Genomic DNA, 22,537 nt, shown 5'->3' with positions numbered 1-22,537 from the left:
GGGGGGGGTGGCTGATTCAGGGGAAAACGCCGGCAGAGCCGGCGCCGTCGACTGGCGCGTCACCAACTATCAGGCGATCAAGCGCGCTTGAAGACCAGCGTGCCGTTCGTGCCGCCGAACCCGAACGAGTTCTTCAGCGCCACGTCGATCTTCATCTCCCGCGCGGTGTTGGCGCAGTAGTCCAGATCGCAGGCCGGATCCTGGTTGAAGATGTTGATGGTCGGCGGCGACACCTGATGATGCACGGCCAGCACGGTGAACACCGACTCCAGACCGCCGGCGCCGCCCAGCAGGTGGCCCGTCATCGACTTGGTCGAGTTCACGACCATGTCTTTGGCGTGGTCGCCGAAAGCGCGCTTGATGCCGGTGGTTTCAGCCAGATCGCCGAGCGGCGTGGAGGTGCCGTGCGCGTTCAGGTAATTCACCTGATCCGTGTTGATGCCCGCGTTCTTCAACGCAGCCAGCATGCAGCGGCGAGCGCCGTCACCGTCTTCCAGCGGCGCGGTCATGTGATAGGCGTCGCCGCTCATCCCATAGCCGCTGATTTCGGCGTAAATCTTCGCGCCGCGCGCCTTCGCGTGTTCGTACTCTTCGAGCACCATCACGCCGGCGCCCTCGCCCAGCACGAAACCGTCGCGATCCTTGTCCCACGGACGGCTCGCCGTTGCCGGATCGTCATTGCGTTGCGACAACGCGCGCGCCGCCGCAAAGCCGCCGATACCGAGCGGCGACACGGTCGATTCCGCACCGCCCGCGATCATCACGTCGGCGTCGCCGTATTCGATCAGGCGCGAAGCCTCGCCGATACAGTGCAGGCCGGTCGTGCAGGCGGTGACGATCGCCAGATTAGGACCTTTGATGCCGAACTTGATCGACAGATGGCCGGAAATCATGTTGATGATCGACGCCGGCACGAAGAACGGCGAAATACGGCGCGGGCCGCGATTGAGCAGTTCGGTTTGCGTCACTTCGATCATCGGCAAGCCGCCGATGCCCGAACCGACCACCACGCCGATACGCTCCGAATTCTCGTCGGTGACTTCGAGGCCGCTGTCCTGCATCGCCTGGATGCCCGCAGCCACGCCGTAATGGATGAACGTATCCATGTGGCGCGCTTCTTTACCGGGGATGTAGTCCTCGATATTGAAGCCCTTCACCTCGCCGGCGAAACGAGTCGAGAAGTTCGACGCATCGAACTTCGTGATATTGGCAATACCCGACTTGCCGGCGACCAGATTGGCCCAGCCGTCGGCAACATTATTGCCAACAGGCGAAATCAGCCCCAGGCCTGTAACAACAACACGACGGCGGCTCACGGTAACCCCTTTTTCATAGATGACAAAAGCAAAAGCCACAGCGGCCCCAGGAACCTGCCCTGTGTGCCCTGTGGCTGTTAATCCGGCAATCGCGCGAAAACTTGCGCAGTCAACATCGCTGGCTCCTGCACGGCAAAAAGCGCCAACCCTGCTGGCGTCGGCAACCGACACGGCAGGGCGTCATACGCCGCCAACGCAGAAACGCGGGCGTGAATGACTTTAGGCCTTGACGTTCGCGCGAGCGTAGTCGATCGCTTGCTGAACGGTGGTGATCTTCTCGGCTTCTTCATCCGGAATTTCCATGCCGAATTCGTCTTCGAGGGCCATCACGAGTTCAACGGTGTCGAGCGAGTCGGCGCCGAGGTCGTTCACGAACGAAGCTTCGTTCTTGATCTCAGCTTCTGCAACGCCCAGTTGTTCTGCGACGATCTTCTTGACGCGCTGTTCGATATTGTCCATTACCCCTCCAAGGGAAAAGAAGTTCAAAAATACAGGTGCGCGCATTTTATCAGGTTTGACCCGGCAAAAAAGCGGCGCATCGGGTTACTGTCAAGGCATGCGCCCTACGCATTTACAAACGCATCAAGGCGCGGATAGTAACCGAATTTGGTTACGCCATGTACATTCCGCCGTTCACATGCAGTGTCGTGCCGGTGATATAGCCGGCTTGCGGCGACGCCAGAAACGCCACGGCGTGCGCGATATCTTCCGGGCTGCCCAGGCGGCCCAGCGGAATCTGCGTTTTCAGCGCCGTTTGCTGCTCTTCCGGCAGAGTCTTGGTCATGTCGGTATCAATGAAGCCCGGTGCGACGCAATTCACCGTGATGCCGCGGCTGCCGATCTCGCGTGCGAGCGCGCGCGTCATGCCGGCCACGCCCGCTTTCGCGGCGGCGTAATTGATCTGCCCGGGGTTGCCGGCCGAGCCGACCACCGACGTGATGTTGATGATGCGGCCGCCCTTTGCCTTCATCATGGGACGCAGCACCGCGCGCGACAGACGGAACACCGACTTGAGATTGGTGTCCACCACCGCGTCCCAATCGTCGTCCTTCATACGCATGGCGAGTTGATCCTGCGTGATGCCGGCGTTGTTCACCAGCACGTGCAGCGCGCCGAATTCCTTCACCGTGCCGTCAATCAGCGCTTCCGCCGCGGCCGCGTCGTTCACGTTGAGCACCGCGCCGCGGCCGTTCACGCCGGCCGCGTTAAACGCTTCGCTGATGGCGGCCGCGCCGCTTTCGGTGGTCGCCGTGCCGATCACCGTCGCACCCTGGCGCGCCAGTTCCATGGCAATCGCACGGCCAATGCCGCGCGAAGCGCCGGTGACGATTGCGATCTGCTTGTCGAGAGTCTTTTCCATCTGTCAGTCCGGATGCCCTTCGGAGGGCTGATTGATTCTTGATGCGCAGTCCTGATGCCGTCGCTAAGCGCCTGCTGCCAGGTGCCGCGCGATGTTGCGTTCAGCCTGCCTTCACGAGTTTGAGCGTTTCTTCGAGCGAAGCCGGATCGAAAATCGAAGCGCCGACCAGGTTGCCGTCGATACGCTTGGTCAGACCCGCAAGGACCTTGCCCGGACCGCATTCGATCACGTGCGTGACGCCTTGAGCCGACATGGCTTGCACGCTTTCGACCCAACGTACCGCGCCGGCCGCCTGGCGCACCAGCGCGTCCTTGATCTTGACCGGCTCGTTGACCACGGCGACGTCGACGTTGTTGATGACCGGAATAGCCGGCACCTGCACCTCGACGCTCGCCAGATACTCACGCAACTGATCCGACGCCGGCTTGAGCAGCGACGAGTGGAACGGCGCTGATACCGGCAGCGGCAACACGCGCTTCGCGCCCTTCGCTTTCGCGACTTCGCAGGCCTTTTCGACCGCGGCCTTATGGCCCGCGATCACGACCTGCGCCGGCGCATTGAAATTCACCGCTTCGACGACGCCCGCCACCGACGCTTCGGCGCACACCGCGCGCACGGTGTCGTCGTCGAGACCGAGAATCGCGGCCATGCCGCCTTCACCGACCGGCACCGCCGTTTGCATGGCTTGCGCGCGAAAACGCACGAGCGGCACGGCATCGCGAAACGCCATCGCGCCCGCCACGACCAGCGCGGTGTATTCCCCGAGGCTATGGCCCGCGACGATCGCCGGCTTCGGCCCGCCAGCCTGCAGCCATGCGCGATACATCGCGTAAGCGGCAGTCAGCATGACCGGCTGGGTGTTGGTGGTGAGGTTCAGATCTTCGACAGGGCCTTCGGCGATCAGCTTGCCGAGGTCCTGATTGAGCGCATCGGAGGCTTCCTGAACCGTTTCACGCACGACCGCGTGATCGGCGAATGCGTTGAGCATGCCGACCGACTGCGAACCTTGCCCAGGAAAAACGAACGCAAATTTCATATCGTCCCCAAAATCGATTTAGTCAGATGTGGGTGGCGCGCCCGGTTGACGGCGAGCGCGCTCAAGCGTAGCCGAGCGCCGCAAACGGCGCTCGCCATAACGTCGCCGCTATCAGTAGCGGATAACCGACGCGCCCCACGTGAAACCGCCGCCGACACCTTCGATCAGCACGTTCTGGCCGCGCTTGATGCGGCCGTCGCGCACCGCGACGTCGAATGCGAGCGGAATGGACGCAGCCGACGTATTGCCGTGCTCGCCCACCGTGACGACCATGCGTTCCTGTGGCAAGCCGAGCTTGCGGCAGGTGCTTTGCATAATGCGGATATTCGCCTGATGCGGAATCAGCCAGTCGATCTGCTCAGCCGACAGATTGGCTTTTTCGAGCGCTTCGACCGCGACCTTTTCGAGCACATTGACGGCGAGCTTGAACACGGCTTGCCCGTCCATATGCAGGAACGCGCTGCCGGCCACCACACCGCCGTTCACGTTGCCCGGCGTGCAAAGAATATTCGAATGGCTGCCGTCGGCGTGCAACGCGCTTGCCAGCACGCCCGGTTGTTCGGACGCCTGCAGGATCACCGCGCCCGCGCCGTCGCCGAACAGCACGCAGGTGGTGCGGTCCTTGAAGTCGAGAATTCGCGAGAACGTTTCCGCGCCGATTACAAGCGCCGTGCGATGCTGACCACTGCGAATGAAGCTGTCCGCCGTGGCCACCGCATAAGCAAACCCGGAACAGACGGCCTGCACGTCGAATGCCGCACCGTGGTTCTTGATGCCGAGTTTGTTCTGCAACAGGCACGCCGTGCTCGGAAACACGAAGTCCGGCGTGGAGGTGGCGACGATGATCAGATCGATGGACTGCGGGTCGATGTCCGCCGCTTCGATCGCGCGTTGCGACGCGATGAGCGCCAGATCGCTGGTCGTGACATCAGGGTCCGCGAAGTGGCGTGCATGGATGCCCGTGCGGGCGACGATCCATTCGTCGCTCGTCTCGACACCCTGCTTGGCGAGACGCTCGGCCAGATCCTGATTGGTGACGCGTTGGGGCGGCAGATAGCTGCCGGTGCCCAGCACGCGGGAATAAATTGTCGATTGAGCCATTATGCCTTCGAGGATTGCGCAGCGTAGGGCTCGGCGGGCTGGCCTGCGATCGGGCTTGCGTGACCCGCACCGCTCGCGTCGCGCGCCGCCTGTTCGAGAGAACCCGCATTCTCTTCCATCGCTCGCGCAAGGCGTTCCAGCACGCCGTTTTTGACGGCATCATACCCGCGTTTGATAGCCCACTCAAACCCGTAAGCATCCGCCGAACCGTGGCTTTTGATCACCAGCCCGCGCAGGCCGAGCAACGCGGCGCCATTGTATTGCCGATGATCGACGCGTTTCTTGAAGCGCATCAATACCGGCAAGGCGAGCACCGCCATCACCTTGGTGAGCCACGAACGGCCGAACTCTTCCTTGATGATGTTGGACAGCATCTGCGCGAGGCCTTCCGACGTCTTCAGCGCGACATTGCCGACAAAACCGTCACAGACGATGACGTCGACCGTGCCCTTGAAGATATCGTTGCCTTCAACGTTACCGTGAAAGTTAAGTGTACTCGCGCGCAGCAGTTCGCCGGCACGTTTGATGGTGTCGTTGCCTTTGATGACTTCTTCGCCGATATTGAGCAGGCCGATGGTGGGCCGATCCTTACCCTCGAGCGCCGACACGAGCGCGTGCCCCATCTCCGCGAACTGCAGCAGATGCTGCGGCTCGCAGTCGACGTTGGCGCCCAGGTCGAGCATCATCGTGTAGCCATTGGGATTGGGCAGTGCCGACGCGATGGCCGGGCGTTCGATGCCCGACAGCGTTTTCAGCACATAGCGCGACACGGCCATCAGCGCGCCGGTGTTGCCGGCGGAAATGCAGGCTTGCGCCTCGCCTTCCTTGACGCGGTTCAGCGCCACGCGCATGGATGAATCTTTTTTCTTGCGCAGCGCGACTTCGACCGGATCGTCCATGGCGACGATCTCGGAAGCGGATACGACGGTCAGCGCAGGCAGGTCCTGAGCCTTCAACTTCTTCAACTGCGCACGAATCGCACTTTCAATGCCGACGAGCAGCAACTCAGCATCGGGATGCGAACGAACGAAGTTGACGGCCGCGGGAACGGTCACGGACGGGCCGTGGTCGCCTCCCATGCAATCTATCGTGAGCTTTACTGTCATGGAGTGCGACGAATTTCAGACGCCCTGCATGGGATCACAGTAAGCGCCAAAGCGCCAACTGCGATCGACACAAAAAAGCGGCAGTTGAATGCCGCCTTTTTGCCGAGCCGGGAAAATGTCAAGCGAGCCGATCGCCACGCGAAACGCCACAGGGCGCAACGCAGTGAAACGATTAGTCGTTCTTCGTCTTGACGACTTTCTTGCCGCGATAGTAGCCGTTCGGGCTAACGTGGTGACGCAGATGCACTTCGCCCGTGCTCGGTTCCACGGCCAGCGGCGCTGCCGTCAGGAAATCGTGCGAACGGTGCATGCCGCGCTTCGACGGCGACTTCTTATTTTGCTGAACTGCCATGACTAACTCCTAAAAATTTTCCGAATTCTAACACAGCCCGATCCGGTCTCCGCCACTGGCCGAATGGCCAATGCGCCCGCATCGCGCTCCCATGCAACTGTTCAGTGCTTCTTGTCGTCCGGCTCACCGCGCTTGAGACTCTGGAGCGCCGCAAACGGATTGGGCCGTTCGGGCTCACCGCCCTCGCCAGCTTCATCCGGCGCGACCTCGCCTTCAGCACCGGCCACACCAGAGACGAGACTCTCGTGCACTTCGGGACAGACCTCGTGCTTGGGCACGAGCGGCAAGGAAAGCAGCAGCTCTTCTTCGATCAAGTCGATGAGATCGAAATGGTTCGAACCCACGATCACTTCGACTTCATCCTCGTCGAGCGGAAACTCTTCGGCTTCCGCCTCAGTGTTGACGATCCGGTAAGTTGCATCGACGTTGATTGCCTGCAAGTACGGTGTCATGCACCGCTGACATTCGAGCCATGCGGCGCCGTGAATCGCCACCCTCAAATAAGGCTGGGGACCCTCGGTGCCGTCGTCCTGCAATTCCGGCTGCGTCGCCCCTTCGGCTTGCCAGGTGAACGCGGTATCGCGGTCTGGCGCTTCTGCCGGGACTTCGTTTAACATGCGCGGCAGTTGCGAGACGCGCACGACACCCGCGGCCTGACGCCCACTCCGCGCAAATTCGAATAGATCGATATCATGCGGGTCGGACAGACCTGCAGGGTTGCCAGGATGTTGAGTCATGTGCGCTCCTGCGTCGGCAAGGATTTCGCCGGGTATAAACCGCGAGGTATAACTGATTTGCGAGACAGCCCGCGAGACTCATGTGTTGCACGCAGTTACCACTGCAGTTGATACACACCGAGGCGCGCTTAGCGCAAGCATACCGATGAAAAGCCCGAAATCATATCCGTTTTGTCTTTTCGAGTCAAACACTTAAGCCCGTACACGCGCGAGCTTCGCGCAACTCCGTACGCCCCGCCTCTCTAGCCGTTGATTGCCCATGCCAGATTCCCCCAATCGCCCGCCACGCCTGATTCTGGCGTCGAGTTCGCCGTATCGTCGCGAACTGCTCGAACGCCTGCGCGTACCGTTCGATGTCGTCGTGCCGGCGATCGACGAGACGCCGCTCGCCGGCGAAACACCCGAAGTCACCGCGCTGCGGCTCGCGCAAGCCAAAGCTCGCGCGGTAGCCGACGGTCTCGGCGCCGGTGAGGCGGCGCTCGTGATCGGCTCCGACCAGGTCGCCACTTACGACGGTCTGCAGATCGGCAAGCCAGGCACGCACGACAAGGCGCTTGCCCAGTTGCAGGCGATGCGCGGCCGCGAAGTGCTGTTTCATAGTGCGCTGTGTCTGTTCGACAGTCGCTCGGGAAACGTACAAACCGTCGACGCAATCACCCGCGTGCATTTCCGCAATCTGCCGGATGCCACGCTGGAAGCCTATCTGCTGGCCGAAACGCCGTACGACGTTGCGGGCAGCGCCAAATCCGAAGGGCTCGGCATCGCCTTGCTGGAAGCCATCCATTCCGACGACCCGACCGCGCTCGTCGGCCTGCCGCTGATCGCACTCTCGCGCATGCTGCTGGCGGTGGGTTATCCACTCTTGGAGGCTCAATGAGCGGCACGCTCTATCTGATTCCGAACACGCTCGGCGAAGGCGACGCCGAGGCACTCGACGCCGTCCTGCCCGCGCCGGTGCGTGCCCGCGCAGCTTCGCTTCACTATTACATCGGCGAAAATGCGAAAACCACGCGCGCTTTCCTGAAGAAAGTCGGCACGGAACGGCCGATCCAGGAAATCGAGATTCGCGAACTGAATGTGAATACGCCGGCCGGCGAGATCGACAAGCTGCTCGCGCCGCTTCTCGCCGGCACGGACGCAGGCCTTGTTTCCGAAGCGGGCTGCCCGGCGGTCGCCGACCCAGGCGCGCTGCTGGTGCGCCGCGCGCATGAGCGCGGTGTGAAGGTCGTGCCGTTTGTCGGCCCGAGTTCGATTCTGCTGGCTTTGATGGCGTCCGGGCTAAACGGGCAGAGCTTTGCGTTTCACGGCTACCTGCCGGTCGATGCCACGGAGCGCGCCAAGCGTCTGCGAGACCTGGAGCAACAGTCGCGCAAAGGCAAGCAAACGCAGATTTTTATCGAGACGCCCTACCGGAATCGCGCGTTGCTCGACACGCTGCTGGCGACGTGCGCGCCGTCCACGCTCGTTTGCGTGGCGGTCGATCTGACGCTGGAAACGGAGACAATCGCCAGTCGCGCCGTGACCGACTGGAAGAAAAAGCCGGCGATCGATCTGCACAAGCGACCGGCTATTTTTCTGATCCTTGCCGTTTGACTCAGGCTGGATAGCCAACGAGGCGGAAAACAAAAAGCCCCGCGCGATCATCGAATACCGATCGCGCGGGGCTTCTTCAATAACAAGAACAGATCAACGCAGATTCATCTTCCCACCGAGCGCCATGGCGTGCACCGCGCCGCTGCCGACCGCCGCGCCGAATTTGCGCGCCACGCGATCCGTAATGCTCTCTTTCACCGTGTAGTCGACGATATCCGGCGCCTTGAACAGGTCGCGCGCCACGTAATCGGCGTCGCCCAAACCGTCAGCAAGGCCGAGTTCGACGCTCTTCTGGCCGGTCCAGAAAAGGCCCGAGAACATATCCGGCGTTTCATGCAGACGCTTGCCGCGCCCTTGGCGTACCGCGTCGATGAACTGTGCGTGGATCTGATCGAGCATATCCTGGGCATGTTCGTCCATCTTCGGCGTTTCCGGCGAGAACGGATCGAAAAAACCCTTGTTCTCACCCGATGTGTGCAGACGCCGCTGTATCCCGAGCTTATCCATCAAGCCGGTAAAACCGAAGCTGTCCATCAGCACGCCGATCGAACCGACGATGCTCGCCTTGTCGACATAAATCTTGTCAGCCGCCGCGGCCGCGTAATAGCCACCCGACGCGCACATATCACCTACGACCACATACAACGGAATCGACGGATATTTAGCGCGCAAACGGCGAATTTCGTTATAGATGATGCCCGCCTGCACCGGACTGCCGCCAGGGCTATTGCAGCGCAGGATTACGCCGGCAGTGCCAGCGTCGTCGAACGCGCTTTCCAGCGCGGTGTTGACATCTTCTGCGTTCGCATTCGTATCCGCCGATATCTCGCCGTCAAGCGTCACCATAGCCGTGTGACGGCCCGTGGCGGCGACCTTGTCGCCGGAGAAGTCGATGGCAACCCATATTGCCAGCACCAATACGACCAGAAAAACGAAACGGAAAAAAATCTTCCAGCGCCGCGCTGCGCGCTGCTCGTTGATCGCCGCGAGCGCGATACGCTCGAGCGCGGCACGTTCCCAGCCCGGCTCATCGGCAGGCGTGCGGGGGCGGCCTGTCAGGGACGGTTCCTTCGGCTCGGGAGTCAAATTGTCGGACATGCGGTGCAGTGGAAAGGTCTAAAGGGAGAAAAATCAGAGTGCGGCCGGGCGGAGTTCGCCGTCGGGCAGCCAGAATACGGCACGGCCTTCCGGCGTATCGCGTTCGTCCACCTGAACCGGCCGCAATCTGCCTCCGCGGCACGGACCACCAACGCATTTGCCCGTATCCGGCGCGTAAATCGCGCCATGTGTAGCGCACATCAAGTATAAACCGGACGATTCGAAGAACTGCCCCTCGGCCCAATCCAGCTCCATCGGCACGTGGGCGCAGCGGTTCAGATAGCCGTATGCGCGGCCATCATAGCGAACAAAAAATACGACGACGTCGCCGCCACCGAGCTTCGCCGCGTGACGCACGCCCGCGCCGCCGTCGACCAATTCGTCCGATGCGCAGACGCGAACCGCCTCCGCCGGCGCTTGCGTGGCAGCGGTGCTCATGCGTTCTCTCGCAGCCAGCCGGACAGCACACCGACGCTCGACGCAACGAATTTCGGCGACAACGCGCTCAACGAATCCGCAGGATGCGCCCCGTATGTGACGCCAATGCCCGCGACGCCTGCATTGATCGCCATTTGCAGATCGTGCGTCGTGTCGCCGACCATCACCGTACGCGCGTTGTCCTGCCCCAGTTCGCGCGTCAATTCGTGCAGCATCGCCGGATGCGGCTTCGAGAAGGTCTCGTCGGCGCAGCGGGTGCCGTCGAACAGGCTTGTCAGGCGCGACTGATCCAGGGCTCGATTCAGCCCGACGCGACTTTTACCCGTCGCCACGGCCAGCAGATAGCCCTGATCGCGCAGTTCCTGCAACATTTCGCGCACACCGACGAACAGCTCGGTGGTCTGATCCTTCACCAGATAATGGAAGCGATAGCGCTCGGCCAGCCGCGGATAGTCCGACGGATCGAGCGTGGGCGCGGCAATCTGCAGCGCGTCGCGCAAACCCAGGCCAATCACATAGCTGGCCGCCTCGTCGGCGGGAACCGGCAAACCGAGATCGCGGCACGCCGACTGGATGCTGCGCGTGATGTGCGCGGTCGAATCCATCAGCGTCCCGTCCCAGTCGAAGACGATCAGATCAAATTGCTCTCTAGCCATGCGGTGTCGTCTCCGGGTTTGACCCATTTCGTAATTCGTTGAGCTGCGCGATGAAGCTACGGCATTCTGCCGGCAACGGCGCCTCGAACTGCAGCGGCGCGCCGGTTGCCGGGTGCGTGAGCTTCAACCGGTAAGCGTGCAGGAACATGCGCTTCAGGCCAGGTTTGGCGTTGGCGCGCGCCAGTGCCTTGTTCAGCGCGAAGTCGCCGTATTTGGCGTCGCCCACGATCGGCAGTTCCAGATGCTGCAGGTGGACACGGATCTGGTGCGTGCGGCCGGTCTTCAGTTCCGCCTCGAGCAGCGCGTACTCCGGCCAGCGGTCGATCAGATTGAACACCGTGTGCGACGCGAGACCGTCCGGCTGAACGCGCACGCGGCGCTCGCCGTCGGCCGTCAAATACTTGTGCAGCGGCTCCTTGACCGCGCGGCGACGACCCCAGTCGCCGGCCCAGTCGCCATGAACGCAAGCATAGTAGCGCTTATCCATCTTGTTCTCGCGAATCTGCTCGTGCAAATTGACGAGCGCCGAGCGCTTCTTGGCGAGCATCAGAATGCCGGACGTCTCACGATCCAGCCGATGCACCAGTTCGAGGAATTTCGCCTGCGGACGCGCTTCGCGCATCTGCTCGATCACGCCGAACGCGACCCCGCTGCCGCCGTGCACCGCCACGCCGGCCGGTTTGTCGATCACGAGCAGGTGCTCATCTTCAAAAATAATTTTGAAATGCGCGGCTGGCACCGGCGCCTGAGCGGCCGCTTCGTTCTGTTGAGCGACGCGAATGGGCGGCACGCGCACCAGATCGCCGAGTTCGAGACGGTACTGCGCGTCTATCCGACCCTTATTCACGCGCACTTCCCCGCTGCGCAGGATGCGATAAATATGGCTTTTCGGCACGCCTTTACAGACGCGTAACAAGAAGTTGTCGATGCGCTGTCCGGCCGCACTGTCGTCGATCTCGATCATCGAGACCTGGTCGCTTGCGACCGATTTCTGGGATATTTTGCCTAACTCTTTCATTCTGAATATAATTTGCCCAGCAGTCTGCGGCGGCCGGCGCATTGTCCGGAATTCGGGCGGATTGCGCAGGTGCAAGCGATAAACCGTTATTTTACTTGCGCCGGGGTCTGGTTGCTCACCCTGAAAATGAGATGCAACAAGTTGCACGCACGAAGTCAGTGCCCGGCAGGGACGGCGCCCACAGGCGCGTTCGGTCAAGGTCGGCTTCGACGGTAACGGAATTTTGGTAAAAAAGAATTTAACTTTCAGCTTCGGTATCGGGCGGTCTGACGCCCTGCTGTACGAAGCTGCAGGTTGCGAAAATACGGCGTGCGCCCGAGGCGTCTTGTAGAAAGTACAAGACATGGCGACGTCAAAATGAGGCGAGACACCCCCAGCAGGAAAAGACGCGCCGACTGCGCGAACTTCCCGTTGCGGCACGACCGCAGCCTTCGACCCTCCGGTCACGCGCCCAGTTGGCGCACCGGCGCGAGTGGACGAAGGCTTATGAAGGTCGTCCGGCAGAACCCGCGGCGTGTCGGGTCGTTATTTGAAGCCGTGTTCGCATGTGCCCTGCGGCACCGTGCCCATTTTCAATGGGCCGGGCCCTCTCAGGCAATTCTCCCGCCAGCTTTCCCGCTCCAGCGTGCTTGTGAAAACACAATAAGGCGCGGCATGCCGCTGCCCGCTTCGCTCTCGCGACTGACAACCGCGCAGCGGAGGGACAGGCTAAGCCGCTCTGGAGCCGTTCAATGAAACGAATGTTGTTCAACGCGACGCAGCAGGAAGAACTGCGCGTCGCCATCGTCGATGGGCAAAAACTCATCGATATCGACATCGAAACCGCCGGGCGCGAACAGCGCAAAGGCAATATTTACAAGGGCATCATTACTCGCATCGAGCCGTCGCTCGAAGCCTGTTTCGTCAACTACGGCGAAGACCGCCACGGCTTCCTGCCGTTCAAGGAAGTCGCCCGCCAGTATTTCCGCGACGGCGTCGACATGCGCTCCGCGCGCATCCAGGACGCGCTGCGTGAAGGCCAGGAACTGATCGTTCAGGTCGAAAAAGAAGAACGCGGCAACAAGGGCGCGGCCCTCACCACGTTCATTTCGCTCGCCGGCCGCTATCTGGTCCTGATGCCGAACAATCCGCGCGGCGGCGGCGTGTCGCGCCGGATCGAAGGTGACGACCGTCAGGAACTGCGCGAAACCATGGCGCAGTTGCAACTGCCGGAAGGCATGAGCATCATCGCGCGCACGGCCGGCATTGGCCGCAGCGCCGAAGAACTGCAGTGGGACCTGAACTACCTGATGCAACTGTGGCGCGCGATCGAAGCCGCGTCGCAAAGCGGTTCGAGCGGTCAGCCGATGCTGATCTATCTCGAATCGAGCCTCGTGATCCGCGCGATCCGCGACTATTTCCAGCCGGATATCGGCGAAATTCTGATCGACACCACCGAAATCCATGATCAGGCCCGCGCCTTCATGGATATCGTGATGCCGGACAATGTCAGCAAGGTGAAGCGGTATCACGACGACGTGCCGCTCTTCTCGCGCTTCCAGATCGAGCACCAGATCGAAACGGCGTACTCGCGCACGGTGCCGCTGCCCTCGGGCGGCGCGATCGTGATCGACCACACCGAAGCGCTGGTCGCGATCGACGTGAACTCGGCGCGCGCCACCAAGGGCGCCGACATCGAGGAAACGGCCGCGCGCACCAACCTCGAAGCCGCCGACGAAGTCGCCCGCCAGCTGCGCCTGCGCGATCTGGGCGGCCTGATCGTGATCGACTTCATCGACATGGAATCGGCCAAGAGCCAGCGCGAAGTCGAGCAACGCCTGAAAGATGCGCTCAAGCATGACCGTGCGCGCGTCCAGATGGGCAAGATCTCGCGTTTCGGCCTGATGGAACTGTCGCGTCAGCGTCTGCGTCCGGCCCTGTCGGAAGGCAGCCACGTGACCTGCCCGCGTTGTAACGGCACGGGTCACATCCGCGACACCGAATCGTCCGCGCTGCAAGTGCTGCGGATCATTCAGGAAGAAGCGATGAAGGAAAACACCGCGGCAATCCATTGCCAGGTGCCGGTCGAAGTGACCGCCTTCCTGCTGAACGAGAAGCGCGCCGAGATCAACAAGATCGAGTCGCGTTTCAAGGTCAACGTCGTGCTGATTCCGAACAAGCACCTCGACACGCCGCATTACAAGCTGGAGCGTCTGCGTCACGACGACGCGCGCCTCGACGAGCCGCGTGCTTCGTGGAAGATGGCCGAGGAAGCAGCCCGCGAACTGGAATCGGAAACCGGCTACAGCAAGCGTGCCGAGGAAGTGAAGCCGAAGCAGGAAGCGGCGGTCAAGGGCATCACGCCTGAAAAGCCGGCGCCGAGCGCACCGGTTCGCCAAGTCGCTACTCCGGCTCCGGTCGTGGTCACGCCGGCGAGCGGCGGCTTCATCGGCTGGTTGAAGAATCTGTTCGGCATGCAGCCGGCCGCTCCGGCGCCTGCCGCGCCGGCCACGGCGGAAAAGCAGACGCGTCCGCAACGCGGCGAACGCACGGAGCGCGGTGAGCGCACGGGCGAACGCGGCGGCGATCGCAACCGTAATCGTCGTAGCGGCGCAGGCACTCGTGATACAGCGGGCCGTGGCGAAGGCACGACCGGTGGCCGTCAAGCGCAAGGCCAGCAACCGTCGCAACGTCGCGAAGAACGCGAGCCGCGTGAAGGCCGCGAGGTGCGCGAAGGCCGCGAGCCGCGCGAAGCACGTGAAGCCCGCGAACCGCGTGGCAATCGTGAGCCGCGTGAAGCCCGCGAAGGCCGTGAACCGCGCGAGGCCCGTGAGCCGCGCGAGGGTCGCGACAACCGTGACCGCGACAATCGCGGCGCCGAGCGCGCGGAAACGGCGGAGGCCGCACCGCGTGGCGAACGTCAGGAACGCGGCGAGCGCCGTGAGCGCGGCGACCGTGCTGAACGTGGCGAACGCCGCAAGCCGCAGGCGGAAACCGCGGATGCACTGACGCAAAGCGAAGCGCAAACAGCGGAAGAATTGGTGCAAAACCAGACCGCTTTGGGCGAAAACGGCGCGCCGGTCGATCAGGAAGCGGTGGCGCGTGAAGGTGAAGAGCGTCGTCGCCGCCGTCGCGGCCGTCGTGGTGGCCGTCGTGAGCGTGAAGAGGACGTGAACGGCAACCTGGCGGCGGACGTCGCCGAAGCCGAAGGCGACAACGCGAGCGCAACCGACGAAGCACCGGTGCGCGCGGCGCATCAGCCGCTCGAACGCAAGCCGGAAGTCACCGAGGCGCAGGACGTGACGCCGGTGGAAGTGGTGGTCGCTGCTGTCGCGACTGAAACCGCCGTGGTGACCGAACTGCACGCTGCAACCGAAACGCCGGCTCTGGCCGTCGAAAAGGCTGCGAAGACGGAAACGGTGGTACCGGTCGCGGAAGCGCCGGTTGCGCCGGCAGCCGTCGAGCCGGTCGCCGAAACGCCGGTGGCGCAAGCCGCCGCCGAGCCGGTCGAAGCAGCGCAAGCTGCGCCGGCCGCTAGCGAAACGGTTTCGCTGGTTGAACCGGTCGCACGTGTCGAAGCCCCAGCTCAAGAGCAGGTCGAGGCACCGGCAGTTGCGCCTGTTGTCGAAGCGCAAACCGCTGCTCCGGCTCCGGTCGAAACCGCGGCTCCGGCAGCGGTGGTCGACGCGCCGGCCTTCCAGCCTGCGCCGCAAGCTGAGATCGTCGAACCGCAGCCGGTCGTGGCAGCGGTTGCGCCGGTTGTCGAACCGGCCGCGGTTGAACCGGCGCCCGTCGCCGTTGCGCAACAAGCACCGCGTCAAGTCGCCGTGTCGGCGGAAGCCCTGCAGCCGGTGCTGGAACAAGCCGGTCTCGTCTGGGTGAACACCGACGCCGACAAGCTGCGCGCGGCTCAGGAAGCCGCTGCGCAGACCGCCAAGCCGACTCGGGTGGTGCGCGAACGCAAGCCGCTGCCGCCGCTCGACAGCGCGCCGATGCAACAGGTGGAAACAGGCCGGCATCCGCAGTAAGCTGACCTGCCGCACTCGAAAAGCCCGCCCTCACCGGCGGGCTTTTTTTTGGACGCGCGGCGCAGCCCGAGCGCGCCGCGGTAAGCCACTCCCCGTATACCCCGACACGGCCTGGGGTACCCCTGCCGTCGGAAGCATTTCCGATAGAATGAATATCTAGCTTTAATTTCAAGCACTAACCGACGCAATTCATCGAAGCAATTCATGTCCCGACGCATCATCCCTGTTGCCGATCTCAGCGCCGTGCCGGTCATCGCCGGCCCCGTGCAGACGCCCAGCGGCGCGCTGCACGACACGCTTGCGCGTCCGTTGCGCGACCTGCGCATTTCGGTCACGGATCGCTGCAATTTCCGGTGCGTCTACTGCATGCCTCGCGCGGTGTTCGACAAGGACTACACGTTTTTGCCGCACAGCGCCTTGCTGAGCTTCGAGGAAATCGAACGGCTGGCGCGGCTGTTCGTCGCACATGGCGTCGAAAAAATCCGTCTGACCGGCGGCGAACCGCTGTTGCGTAAAAATCTGGAATTCCTGATCGAACGGCTCGCGCAACTAACCACGCCGGCGGGCCGTCCGCTCGATCTGACGCTGACTACCAACGGTTCGCTGCTGGAGCGCAAGGCGCGCAGCCTGAAAGACGCCGGTTTGAGCCGCGTCACGGTGAGTCTCGACGCGCTCGACGACACGCTGTTTCGCCGCATGAACGACGCTGACTTCGCCGTCGGCGACGTGCTGGACGGCATTGCCGCGGCGCACGCGGTGGGCCTCGCGCCGGTCAAGGTCAATATGGTCGTCAAACGCGGCACCAACGACAGCGAAATCGTGCCGATGGCGCGTCATTTCAAAGGCTCGGGCGCGGTGCTGCGCTTTATCGAATACATGGACGTCGGCACGTCGAACGGCTGGAACATGACTGAAGTGCTGCCGTCCGCCGACGTCGTCACGCGCGTCGCCGAGCACTTCCCGCTCGCACCGCTCGAAGCGCACAGCGCCGCCGAAACGGCGCAACGCTGGGGTTACGTGGACGGCAGCGGCGAGATCGGCGTAATTTCGAGCGTGACACGCGCGTTTTGCGGCAGTTGCACGCGAGCGCGTCTCTCGACCGAAGGCAAGCTCTACTTGTGCCTGTTCGCATCGTCGGGTCACGACCTGCGCGCGCTGGTGCGCAACGGCGCGAGCGACGCCGACATCGCCACCGCCATCGCCGAAATCTGGCAGGACCGCGGCGACCGCTATTCGGAACTGCGCGGCAGCGCCGCGGCCGAGTCGCGCGCGCGGGATGGCCGCCGCGTCGAAATGTCGTACATCGGCGGCTGAGCGGCGGCGCATGAAGCCGACGCGCGAACACATCACCGGATTGTTGCTGGCGGGCGGCCGCGCCACGCGCATGGGCGGCGCCGACAAGGGCCTGCAAACGCTGCACGGCGAACCGCTCGCCGCGCACGTGCTCAAGCGCCTCGCGCCGCAAACCGGCGCCCTCTTGATCAGCGCCAATCGTCACCCTGAGGCTTACAGCGCGCTCGGCGCGCCGTTCGGCGCCACAGTGGTGGCGGACACTCTGGCCGGCTTTCCGGGCCCGCTGGCAGGCCTGCTCGCCGGCCTGGGCGCAGCCACCACCGCCTATGTACTCAGTGCCCCCTGCGACTCACCGTGGCTGCCCGCCGACCTGGCCGATCGCCTCGCGCACGCGCTGGACTCGAACGGATCTGACATCGCCACGGTCGCCACCACCGACGCGCACGGCCAAACGTCCTTGCATCCCGTCTTCGCGCTCTTGCGCGCGAGCCTCGCCGACGATCTGTCGGCCTTCCTGGAAGCCGGCGAGCGTAAAGTCCGCGCGTGGTACGCGCGCCACAAGACGGTGGAAGTCGTCTTTACCGACGAGCGCGCGTTTTACAATATCAATTCGCTACAAGAACTCGCCGACCTCCAGCGTGATTGAGGCCCCGGTTGAAATCCCGCTCCGGCCGCACGGCAACCGCCGCTCCCGCCTTCGGTCGCGACGCCCAGCTCTTCATGACCACGCTTAACGAATTTTCCCGCTGCGTCGCGCAGTACGATCCTCACGCGCTACCTGTGCCGGCCGCTCAGGCGATTGTTCGCCAGTGGGCCGCGCCGGTCACGGCGGTTGAACGCGTGGCCTTGCGCGACGCGCTCGACCGCGTGCTCGCGGCCGATATCGTGTCGCCGATCGACGTCCCTTCGCACGACAACTCCGCCATGGACGGCTACGCGTTCAACCGCGCTGCTCTCGCCGTCGGCGGGACCACCGTCGAACTGGCGATCGTCGGCAAGGCGCTGGCCGGGCATCCGTTCGCAGGCCGCGTCGACGCTACACAATGCGTGCGCGTGATGACCGGCGCCTGCATGCCGGCCGACTGCGACACGGTCGTGCCGCAGGAACTCGTCGAGCGCGGCGCCGATTCCGTTTCGATCCGCTTCGCGGCCAACGCCGTGGCGGGCGGCGCAAACCGGCGCCTCGCTGGCGAAGACCTCTCGCGCGGCCACGCCGCGCTGCGGGCGGGCCGCATCATGCGCGCGTCGGACCTCGGTTTGCTGGCCTCGCTCGGCATCGGCGAAGTCAATGTCAGGCGGCGTTTGCGCGTCGCCTTCTTCTCGACCGGCGACGAATTGCGCTCGCTCGGCGAGCCGCTCGATCCGGGTTGCGTGTACGACAGCAACCGCTACACGCTGTTTGCCATGCTGCGGCGCCTGAACGTCGACACGCTCGACCTCGGTGTGGTGCGCGACGAGCCCGCCGCGATGGAAGCCGCCTTGCGCAGCGCCGCGGCGAACGCCGACGTGGTGCTGACCTCGGGCGGCGTCTCGGTCGGCGAGGCGGATTTCACCAAGCAGCTGCTGCAAACATTCGGCGACGTCGCGTTCTGGAGTCTCGCCATGCGCCCGGGGCGCCCGCTCGCATTCGGCCGCGTCTGGTCCGGCGAGCGGCCGGGCGTCGGACTTCCCGCGTTATTCTTCGGTTTGCCGGGCAATCCGGTCGCCGTGATGGTGGCGTTCTATCAGATCGTGCGGGAAGTGCTGCTGCTGATGTCGGGCGCCATGCCGCAACCGCTGCCGGTCATTCACGCCATGAGCCGCCGGACCATCCGCAAACGCGCCGGGCGCACCGAATTCCAGCGCGGCGTAGCGGAACAGGACGCGCACGGACATTGGCACGTCACGCCGACCGGCTCGCAAAGCTCCGGCGTGCTGAGTTCGATGAGCGAAGCCAATTGCTTCATCGTGCTCGGGCACGATGAAGGCGAGATCGCAGAAGGAGAGCGCGTCGCTATCATGCTGTTCGACGGTCTAATCTGACGCACGGCTCAGGCAACGCACCGGCCGGCGTTCATTTGCAGCTTTACCCATTACCACTACGACACACGGGTTTGACTTACATGAAAAAACAGATCTCGTTCATTGCACCGGGACAGACGGCCAAAGCACTGATCCTCGTGTACCTGACGTTTTCGGTGCCTATCGTGCTGCTGGGCGTGCTGGTCGCGTTCGTGCGCTATGGTTCGGTGGAATTGAGCACGGTGTTCAGCGCGTTGCTGCTGAATGCGATTCTCGGTTTCATCCTGCTGTGGATCGCGTGTCATGCGTACAACTGGGTGGCGTCGCGCTTCGGCGGCATTGAAATCCAATTGACCGACGCGCCGGAAGAGGCGTAATGCCCGCGACGATCCGCGCCGCCACGCCCGCGGACACCGGCGCCATCTTCGCGCTGACGTACGAGCTCGCGCAGTTCGAAAGCCTTACGCACGTGTTCGTCGCGACCGAAGACGGCTTGCGCGACGCGCTGTTCGGCGCACGGCCTTCGATCGAGGCGCTGGTGGCGGAGAACGAAGGACGCGTCGTCGGCTATGCGCTGTTCTTCCACAATTACTCGAGTTTCGTCGGCAAACGCGGTCTGTATCTCGAGGACGTGTACGTGCAACCCTCGCAACGCGGTAGCGGCCTTGGCACCGCGTTGTTGCAGCGTCTTGCCGCATTGGCGGTGGAACGGCAATGCGGGCGGTTCGAATGGACCGTCCTCGATTGGAACAAGCAGGCCATCAGCTTCTATGAAAAGTTGGGCGCGACCATCATGCCGGATTGGCGCGTGGTGCGTCTGGCGGGCGAAGCGCTGGAGCAGTTGGCGGCGGGCGCAGGCGCCTGAGCGAGTGCCGGGCGGGTTATCGCGCGTTGGTTTCCGCGAAGCCAACTTGCCGCGCCACCGCGACTACCCAACCGCTAGCACCGCTCCGTCACTGCTCGTCGGGATCCACACCCGACAGCGCATCGCCGAGCAACCCGCTCGCCTCCCCGCCCGGCAACGCCTCGACGTCGCGCAATCTGCGGCTCATGACACGCGTGCGCGTTTCCGCCGCCTCGATAGAACGCGTGACGGTTTCCAGTTGCGCCTTCGTCTTCGCCAGCACATCGCCGAATTTGCCGAACTCCGTTTTCACCGCGCCGAGCACCTGCCACACCTCGCTCGATCGCTTCTCGATCGCGAGCGTGCGGAAACCCATCTGCAAACTATTGAGCAATGCGGTCAGCGTAGTCGGCCCCGCAATCGTCACCCGATAGTCGCGTTGCAACAGGTCCGTCAAGCCCGGCCGGCGCAACACTTCCGCATATAGCCCTTCAGTCGGCAGAAACAGCAGCGCGAAGTCCGTGGTGTGCGGCGGCGACACGTACTTCTCCGCGATCGTGCGTGCCTCGGCACGAATCCGCGCTTCGAGCGCGCGTGACGCTTCTTCCACCGCGACCGGATCAGCGCGCTCCTGCGCTTCGATCAGACGCTCGTAGTCTTCACGCGGAAATTTGGCGTCGATGGGCAGCCACACAGGTGTGGCCGCAGCGCCCTGCTCCGCGCGTCCCGGCAGCTTGATCGCAAACTCGACGCGCTCCGCGCTTCTCGGCACAGTCGCAATGTTTTTCGCGTACTGGTCGGCGGTGAGCAGTTGCTCGAGCAATGCTTCGAGCTGCACTTCGCCCCACGTGCCGCGCGTCTTCACATTGGTGAGAACCTTTTTCAGATCGCCGACGCCGGCCGCCAGCGTCTGCATCTCACCCAGGCCGCGGTGAACCTGTTCGAGCCGGTCCGACACCAGCTTGAACGACTCACCCAAACGCTGTTCAAGCGTAGCGTGCAATTTTTCGTCGACGGTGCGGCGCATTTCGTCGAGCTTGAGCGAGTTGTTCGCCTCGATATCCTTCAGCCGCTGCTCGATGGTCGTGCGCACTTCGGCGAAGCGGCGGTCGTTCGCCTCGGTGAGCTGCCCAAGTTGCAAGCTCAACGTATCTCCGAACTGTTTGAGCGAGCGGCCTTGTTCGTCGCGCGCCTGCTGGGCCTGCGCTTGCAGACTGTGGCGCACGGCGTCGAGCTGTTGCGCGAAGCCGTCGATCTTGCCGGCCTGCACTGTCGTCATGCTGCTGAACTGCGCGGCCAGCGTCTGCTGAAAATGCGCGAAGCCGCTGCTCTGTTCGGTACGCGACACGCGCGCCGTCTCGGTGATGTCATTGCGCAGTTGCCGTTCAAGTCGCTCGTAGGCATGCGCTTGCGCGTCGGCCGCGACGTCGATGCGTTCATTGAGCAACTCGAACTGCTCGTTGTCCTCCGCGCGGCTACGGCCGCGCATCAGCAAGGCCAGCGCGATAACCAAGGCGACCGCCAACACGGCGACGGCCGCCACCAGATACATTGTCATGAACGCGCCTTGCCGATGACCTCGGGGTTGACCGGATTCGGCGGCCGCCCCGCGCGCGGACCTTCACCCAGGCCCGCGATCAGATTGTCCGCGGCGAGATTCGCCATGGCGCGGCGCGTGGCTTCGGTCGCGCTGGCAATGTGCGGCGTCAGCACGACATTCGGCACGCTGAGCAGATCCTGATTCAGATTCGGCTCGCCTTCGAACACATCGAGACCGGCGGCGGCAATCTGCTTCGAGCGCAACGCCTCGACCAGCGCCGCGTCGTCGACGATGCCGCCGCGCGCGATATTCGTAAGCGTCGCGGTCGGTTTCATCAGCGCGAGTTCGGCCGCGCCGATCGTGTGATGGTTCTCCTTCGTGTACGGCAAAACGAGCACGACGTGATCGGCGCGCCGCAACAGGTCCTGCTTCGATACATACTCCGCGTTCAACTCGGCCTCGATCTCGGGCGCCACGCGCGAACGATTGTGATAAATCACCTGCATGTTGAAGCCCTTCGCACGACGGGCGAGCGCCTGGCCAATGCGACCCATGCCGATCACGCCGAGCGTCGAGCCGTGCAGATCGCTGCCGAGAAACGCGTCATACGCCCACTTCTGCCAATGGCCCGCGCGCAGCCAGTGCTCCGATTCGGTGATGCGGCGCGCCGCCGCCATCATCAGCGCCCAGCCGAAGTCCGCCGTTGATTCGTTCAGCACGTCCGGCGTATTGGTGGCGAGCACGTTAGCCGCGTTGAAGGCGGCCATGTCGAAGTTGTTGTAGCCCACCGCCATATTCGACACCACGCGCAGACGCGGCGCCGCCGCGAGTTGCGCCGCGCCGACCGGGTCGCCCGCGGTCAGCGTGCCGTCTTTGTCCGCGAGACGGCGCGTCAGTTCGTCGGCGGGCAACACGTCGCCCTGATTCCAGTCGACGTCGAAATACTGTTTGAGCCGTTCGATCACATCGGGAAAGATCGGACGGGCGACGAGGATCTTCTGCATTGCAATTCTCCGTATAGCGCGTCGAGTTCGATTGCCT

Annotated in this window: 22 protein-coding genes; 8 read left to right on the top strand and 14 right to left on the bottom strand. The window is 63.4% G+C overall.

Annotated elements, in window-relative coordinates; genetic code table 11:
• Positions 1-77: 77 nt before the first annotated feature.
• From fabF to PQR32_RS24090, 8 genes are all read right to left on the bottom strand, one after another.
• Positions 78-1,316, bottom strand: a complete 1,239-nt coding sequence (fabF, locus tag PQR32_RS24125; protein ID WP_408232577.1) for a beta-ketoacyl-ACP synthase II — start codon at positions 1,314-1,316, stop codon at positions 78-80.
• Positions 1,317-1,535: 219 nt separating this feature from the next.
• Positions 1,536-1,775, bottom strand: coding sequence for an acyl carrier protein (gene acpP / locus PQR32_RS24120; RefSeq protein ID WP_004197638.1), 240 nt, complete (start codon positions 1,773-1,775; stop codon positions 1,536-1,538).
• A gap of 151 nt (positions 1,776-1,926) precedes the next feature.
• Entirely contained in the window at positions 1,927-2,676 is a 750-nt protein-coding gene (gene fabG, locus PQR32_RS24115; RefSeq protein ID WP_408232574.1) for a 3-oxoacyl-ACP reductase FabG, read from the bottom strand.
• A 100-nt stretch (positions 2,677-2,776) separates the two neighbouring features.
• Positions 2,777-3,712 carry an ACP S-malonyltransferase gene (fabD, locus tag PQR32_RS24110; RefSeq protein WP_408232571.1) on the bottom strand — a complete coding sequence of 312 codons (936 nt, stop codon included), beginning with the start codon at positions 3,710-3,712 and terminating at the stop codon, positions 2,777-2,779.
• 111 nt (positions 3,713-3,823) lie between these two features.
• The gene (locus tag PQR32_RS24105; RefSeq protein ID WP_408232568.1) at positions 3,824-4,813 is read right to left on the bottom strand and encodes a beta-ketoacyl-ACP synthase III; all 990 of its coding nucleotides are present in this window, start codon (positions 4,811-4,813) and stop codon (positions 3,824-3,826) included.
• Positions 4,813-5,919: a phosphate acyltransferase PlsX gene (gene plsX, locus PQR32_RS24100; protein ID WP_408232565.1), complete on the bottom strand. Its 1,107-nt coding sequence runs from the start codon at positions 5,917-5,919 to the stop codon at positions 4,813-4,815. Before plsX ends, PQR32_RS24105 begins: the two co-directional genes overlap by 1 nt.
• Positions 5,920-6,091: 172 nt before the next feature.
• Entirely contained in the window at positions 6,092-6,271 is a 180-nt protein-coding gene (gene rpmF, locus PQR32_RS24095) for a 50S ribosomal protein L32 (RefSeq protein WP_006051932.1), read from the bottom strand.
• Between the two features lie 101 nt (positions 6,272-6,372).
• A complete protein-coding gene (locus PQR32_RS24090) occupies positions 6,373-7,008 on the bottom strand; it encodes a DUF177 domain-containing protein (protein WP_408232562.1) in 636 nt (211 codons plus the stop codon).
• A gap of 259 nt (positions 7,009-7,267) precedes the next feature.
• Between PQR32_RS24090 and PQR32_RS24085 the strand changes: the two genes are divergently transcribed.
• Positions 7,268-7,885, top strand: coding sequence for a Maf-like protein (locus tag PQR32_RS24085; RefSeq protein ID WP_408232559.1), 618 nt, complete (start codon positions 7,268-7,270; stop codon positions 7,883-7,885).
• Positions 7,882-8,601, top strand: a complete 720-nt coding sequence (locus tag PQR32_RS24080; RefSeq protein ID WP_408232557.1) for an SAM-dependent methyltransferase — start codon at positions 7,882-7,884, stop codon at positions 8,599-8,601. Before PQR32_RS24085 ends, PQR32_RS24080 begins: the two co-directional genes overlap by 4 nt.
• A gap of 93 nt (positions 8,602-8,694) precedes the next feature.
• Here PQR32_RS24080 and PQR32_RS24075 read toward each other — a convergent pair whose 3' ends face one another.
• From PQR32_RS24075 to PQR32_RS24060, 4 genes are read right to left on the bottom strand one after another with little or no spacing between them, the layout of a single operon-like run.
• Positions 8,695-9,699, bottom strand: coding sequence for a S49 family peptidase (locus PQR32_RS24075; RefSeq protein ID WP_408232555.1), 1,005 nt, complete (start codon positions 9,697-9,699; stop codon positions 8,695-8,697).
• A 33-nt stretch (positions 9,700-9,732) separates the two neighbouring features.
• The gene (locus PQR32_RS24070) at positions 9,733-10,137 is read right to left on the bottom strand and encodes a Rieske (2Fe-2S) protein (protein WP_408232552.1); all 405 of its coding nucleotides are present in this window, start codon (positions 10,135-10,137) and stop codon (positions 9,733-9,735) included.
• The gene (locus PQR32_RS24065) at positions 10,134-10,793 is read right to left on the bottom strand and encodes an HAD-IA family hydrolase (protein WP_408232550.1); all 660 of its coding nucleotides are present in this window, start codon (positions 10,791-10,793) and stop codon (positions 10,134-10,136) included. The genes PQR32_RS24070 and PQR32_RS24065 overlap by 4 nt, the downstream gene beginning before the upstream one ends.
• Positions 10,786-11,811, bottom strand: a complete 1,026-nt coding sequence (locus PQR32_RS24060; RefSeq protein WP_408232589.1) for an RluA family pseudouridine synthase — start codon at positions 11,809-11,811, stop codon at positions 10,786-10,788. The genes PQR32_RS24065 and PQR32_RS24060 overlap by 8 nt, the downstream gene beginning before the upstream one ends.
• 731 nt (positions 11,812-12,542) lie before the next feature.
• Here PQR32_RS24060 and PQR32_RS24055 point away from each other — a divergent pair.
• From PQR32_RS24055 to PQR32_RS24030, 6 genes are all read left to right on the top strand, one after another.
• Complete coding sequence (locus PQR32_RS24055) at positions 12,543-15,818, top strand: Rne/Rng family ribonuclease (RefSeq protein WP_408232547.1); 3,276 nt, start codon at positions 12,543-12,545, stop codon at positions 15,816-15,818.
• 204 nt (positions 15,819-16,022) lie between these two features.
• Positions 16,023-17,132 (top strand): GTP 3',8-cyclase MoaA, encoded by a 1,110-nt coding sequence (gene moaA / locus PQR32_RS24050; protein ID WP_408232544.1) that lies wholly within the window; start codon positions 16,023-16,025, stop codon positions 17,130-17,132.
• Between the two features lie 10 nt (positions 17,133-17,142).
• Positions 17,143-17,757 (top strand): molybdenum cofactor guanylyltransferase MobA, encoded by a 615-nt coding sequence (gene mobA, locus PQR32_RS24045; protein ID WP_408232541.1) that lies wholly within the window; start codon positions 17,143-17,145, stop codon positions 17,755-17,757.
• 74 nt (positions 17,758-17,831) lie between these two features.
• On the top strand, positions 17,832-19,133 hold the full coding sequence (gene moeA, locus PQR32_RS24040; protein ID WP_408232538.1) for a molybdopterin molybdotransferase MoeA: 1,302 nt from the start codon (positions 17,832-17,834) through the stop codon (positions 19,131-19,133).
• An 80-nt stretch (positions 19,134-19,213) separates the two neighbouring features.
• The gene (locus PQR32_RS24035) at positions 19,214-19,489 is read left to right on the top strand and encodes a hypothetical protein (protein WP_006053283.1); all 276 of its coding nucleotides are present in this window, start codon (positions 19,214-19,216) and stop codon (positions 19,487-19,489) included.
• On the top strand, positions 19,489-19,977 hold the full coding sequence (locus tag PQR32_RS24030; protein WP_408232535.1) for a GNAT family N-acetyltransferase: 489 nt from the start codon (positions 19,489-19,491) through the stop codon (positions 19,975-19,977). The genes PQR32_RS24035 and PQR32_RS24030 overlap by 1 nt, the downstream gene beginning before the upstream one ends.
• A gap of 88 nt (positions 19,978-20,065) precedes the next feature.
• Here PQR32_RS24030 and PQR32_RS24025 read toward each other — a convergent pair whose 3' ends face one another.
• Together PQR32_RS24025 and PQR32_RS24020 are read right to left on the bottom strand one after the other, a co-directional pair.
• Positions 20,066-21,514 carry a DNA recombination protein RmuC gene (locus PQR32_RS24025; RefSeq protein WP_408232532.1) on the bottom strand — a complete coding sequence of 483 codons (1,449 nt, stop codon included), beginning with the start codon at positions 21,512-21,514 and terminating at the stop codon, positions 20,066-20,068.
• Positions 21,511-22,500, bottom strand: coding sequence for a 2-hydroxyacid dehydrogenase (locus PQR32_RS24020; RefSeq protein ID WP_408232530.1), 990 nt, complete (start codon positions 22,498-22,500; stop codon positions 21,511-21,513). Before PQR32_RS24020 ends, PQR32_RS24025 begins: the two co-directional genes overlap by 4 nt.
• Positions 22,501-22,537 lie beyond the last annotated feature (37 nt).

Source organism: Paraburkholderia dipogonis, assembly GCF_046027395.1.
In the GTDB taxonomy this organism is placed as follows: Bacteria; Pseudomonadota; Gammaproteobacteria; order Burkholderiales; family Burkholderiaceae; genus Paraburkholderia; species Paraburkholderia dipogonis_A.
This window is presented reverse-complemented; position numbering and strand designations above follow the sequence as displayed.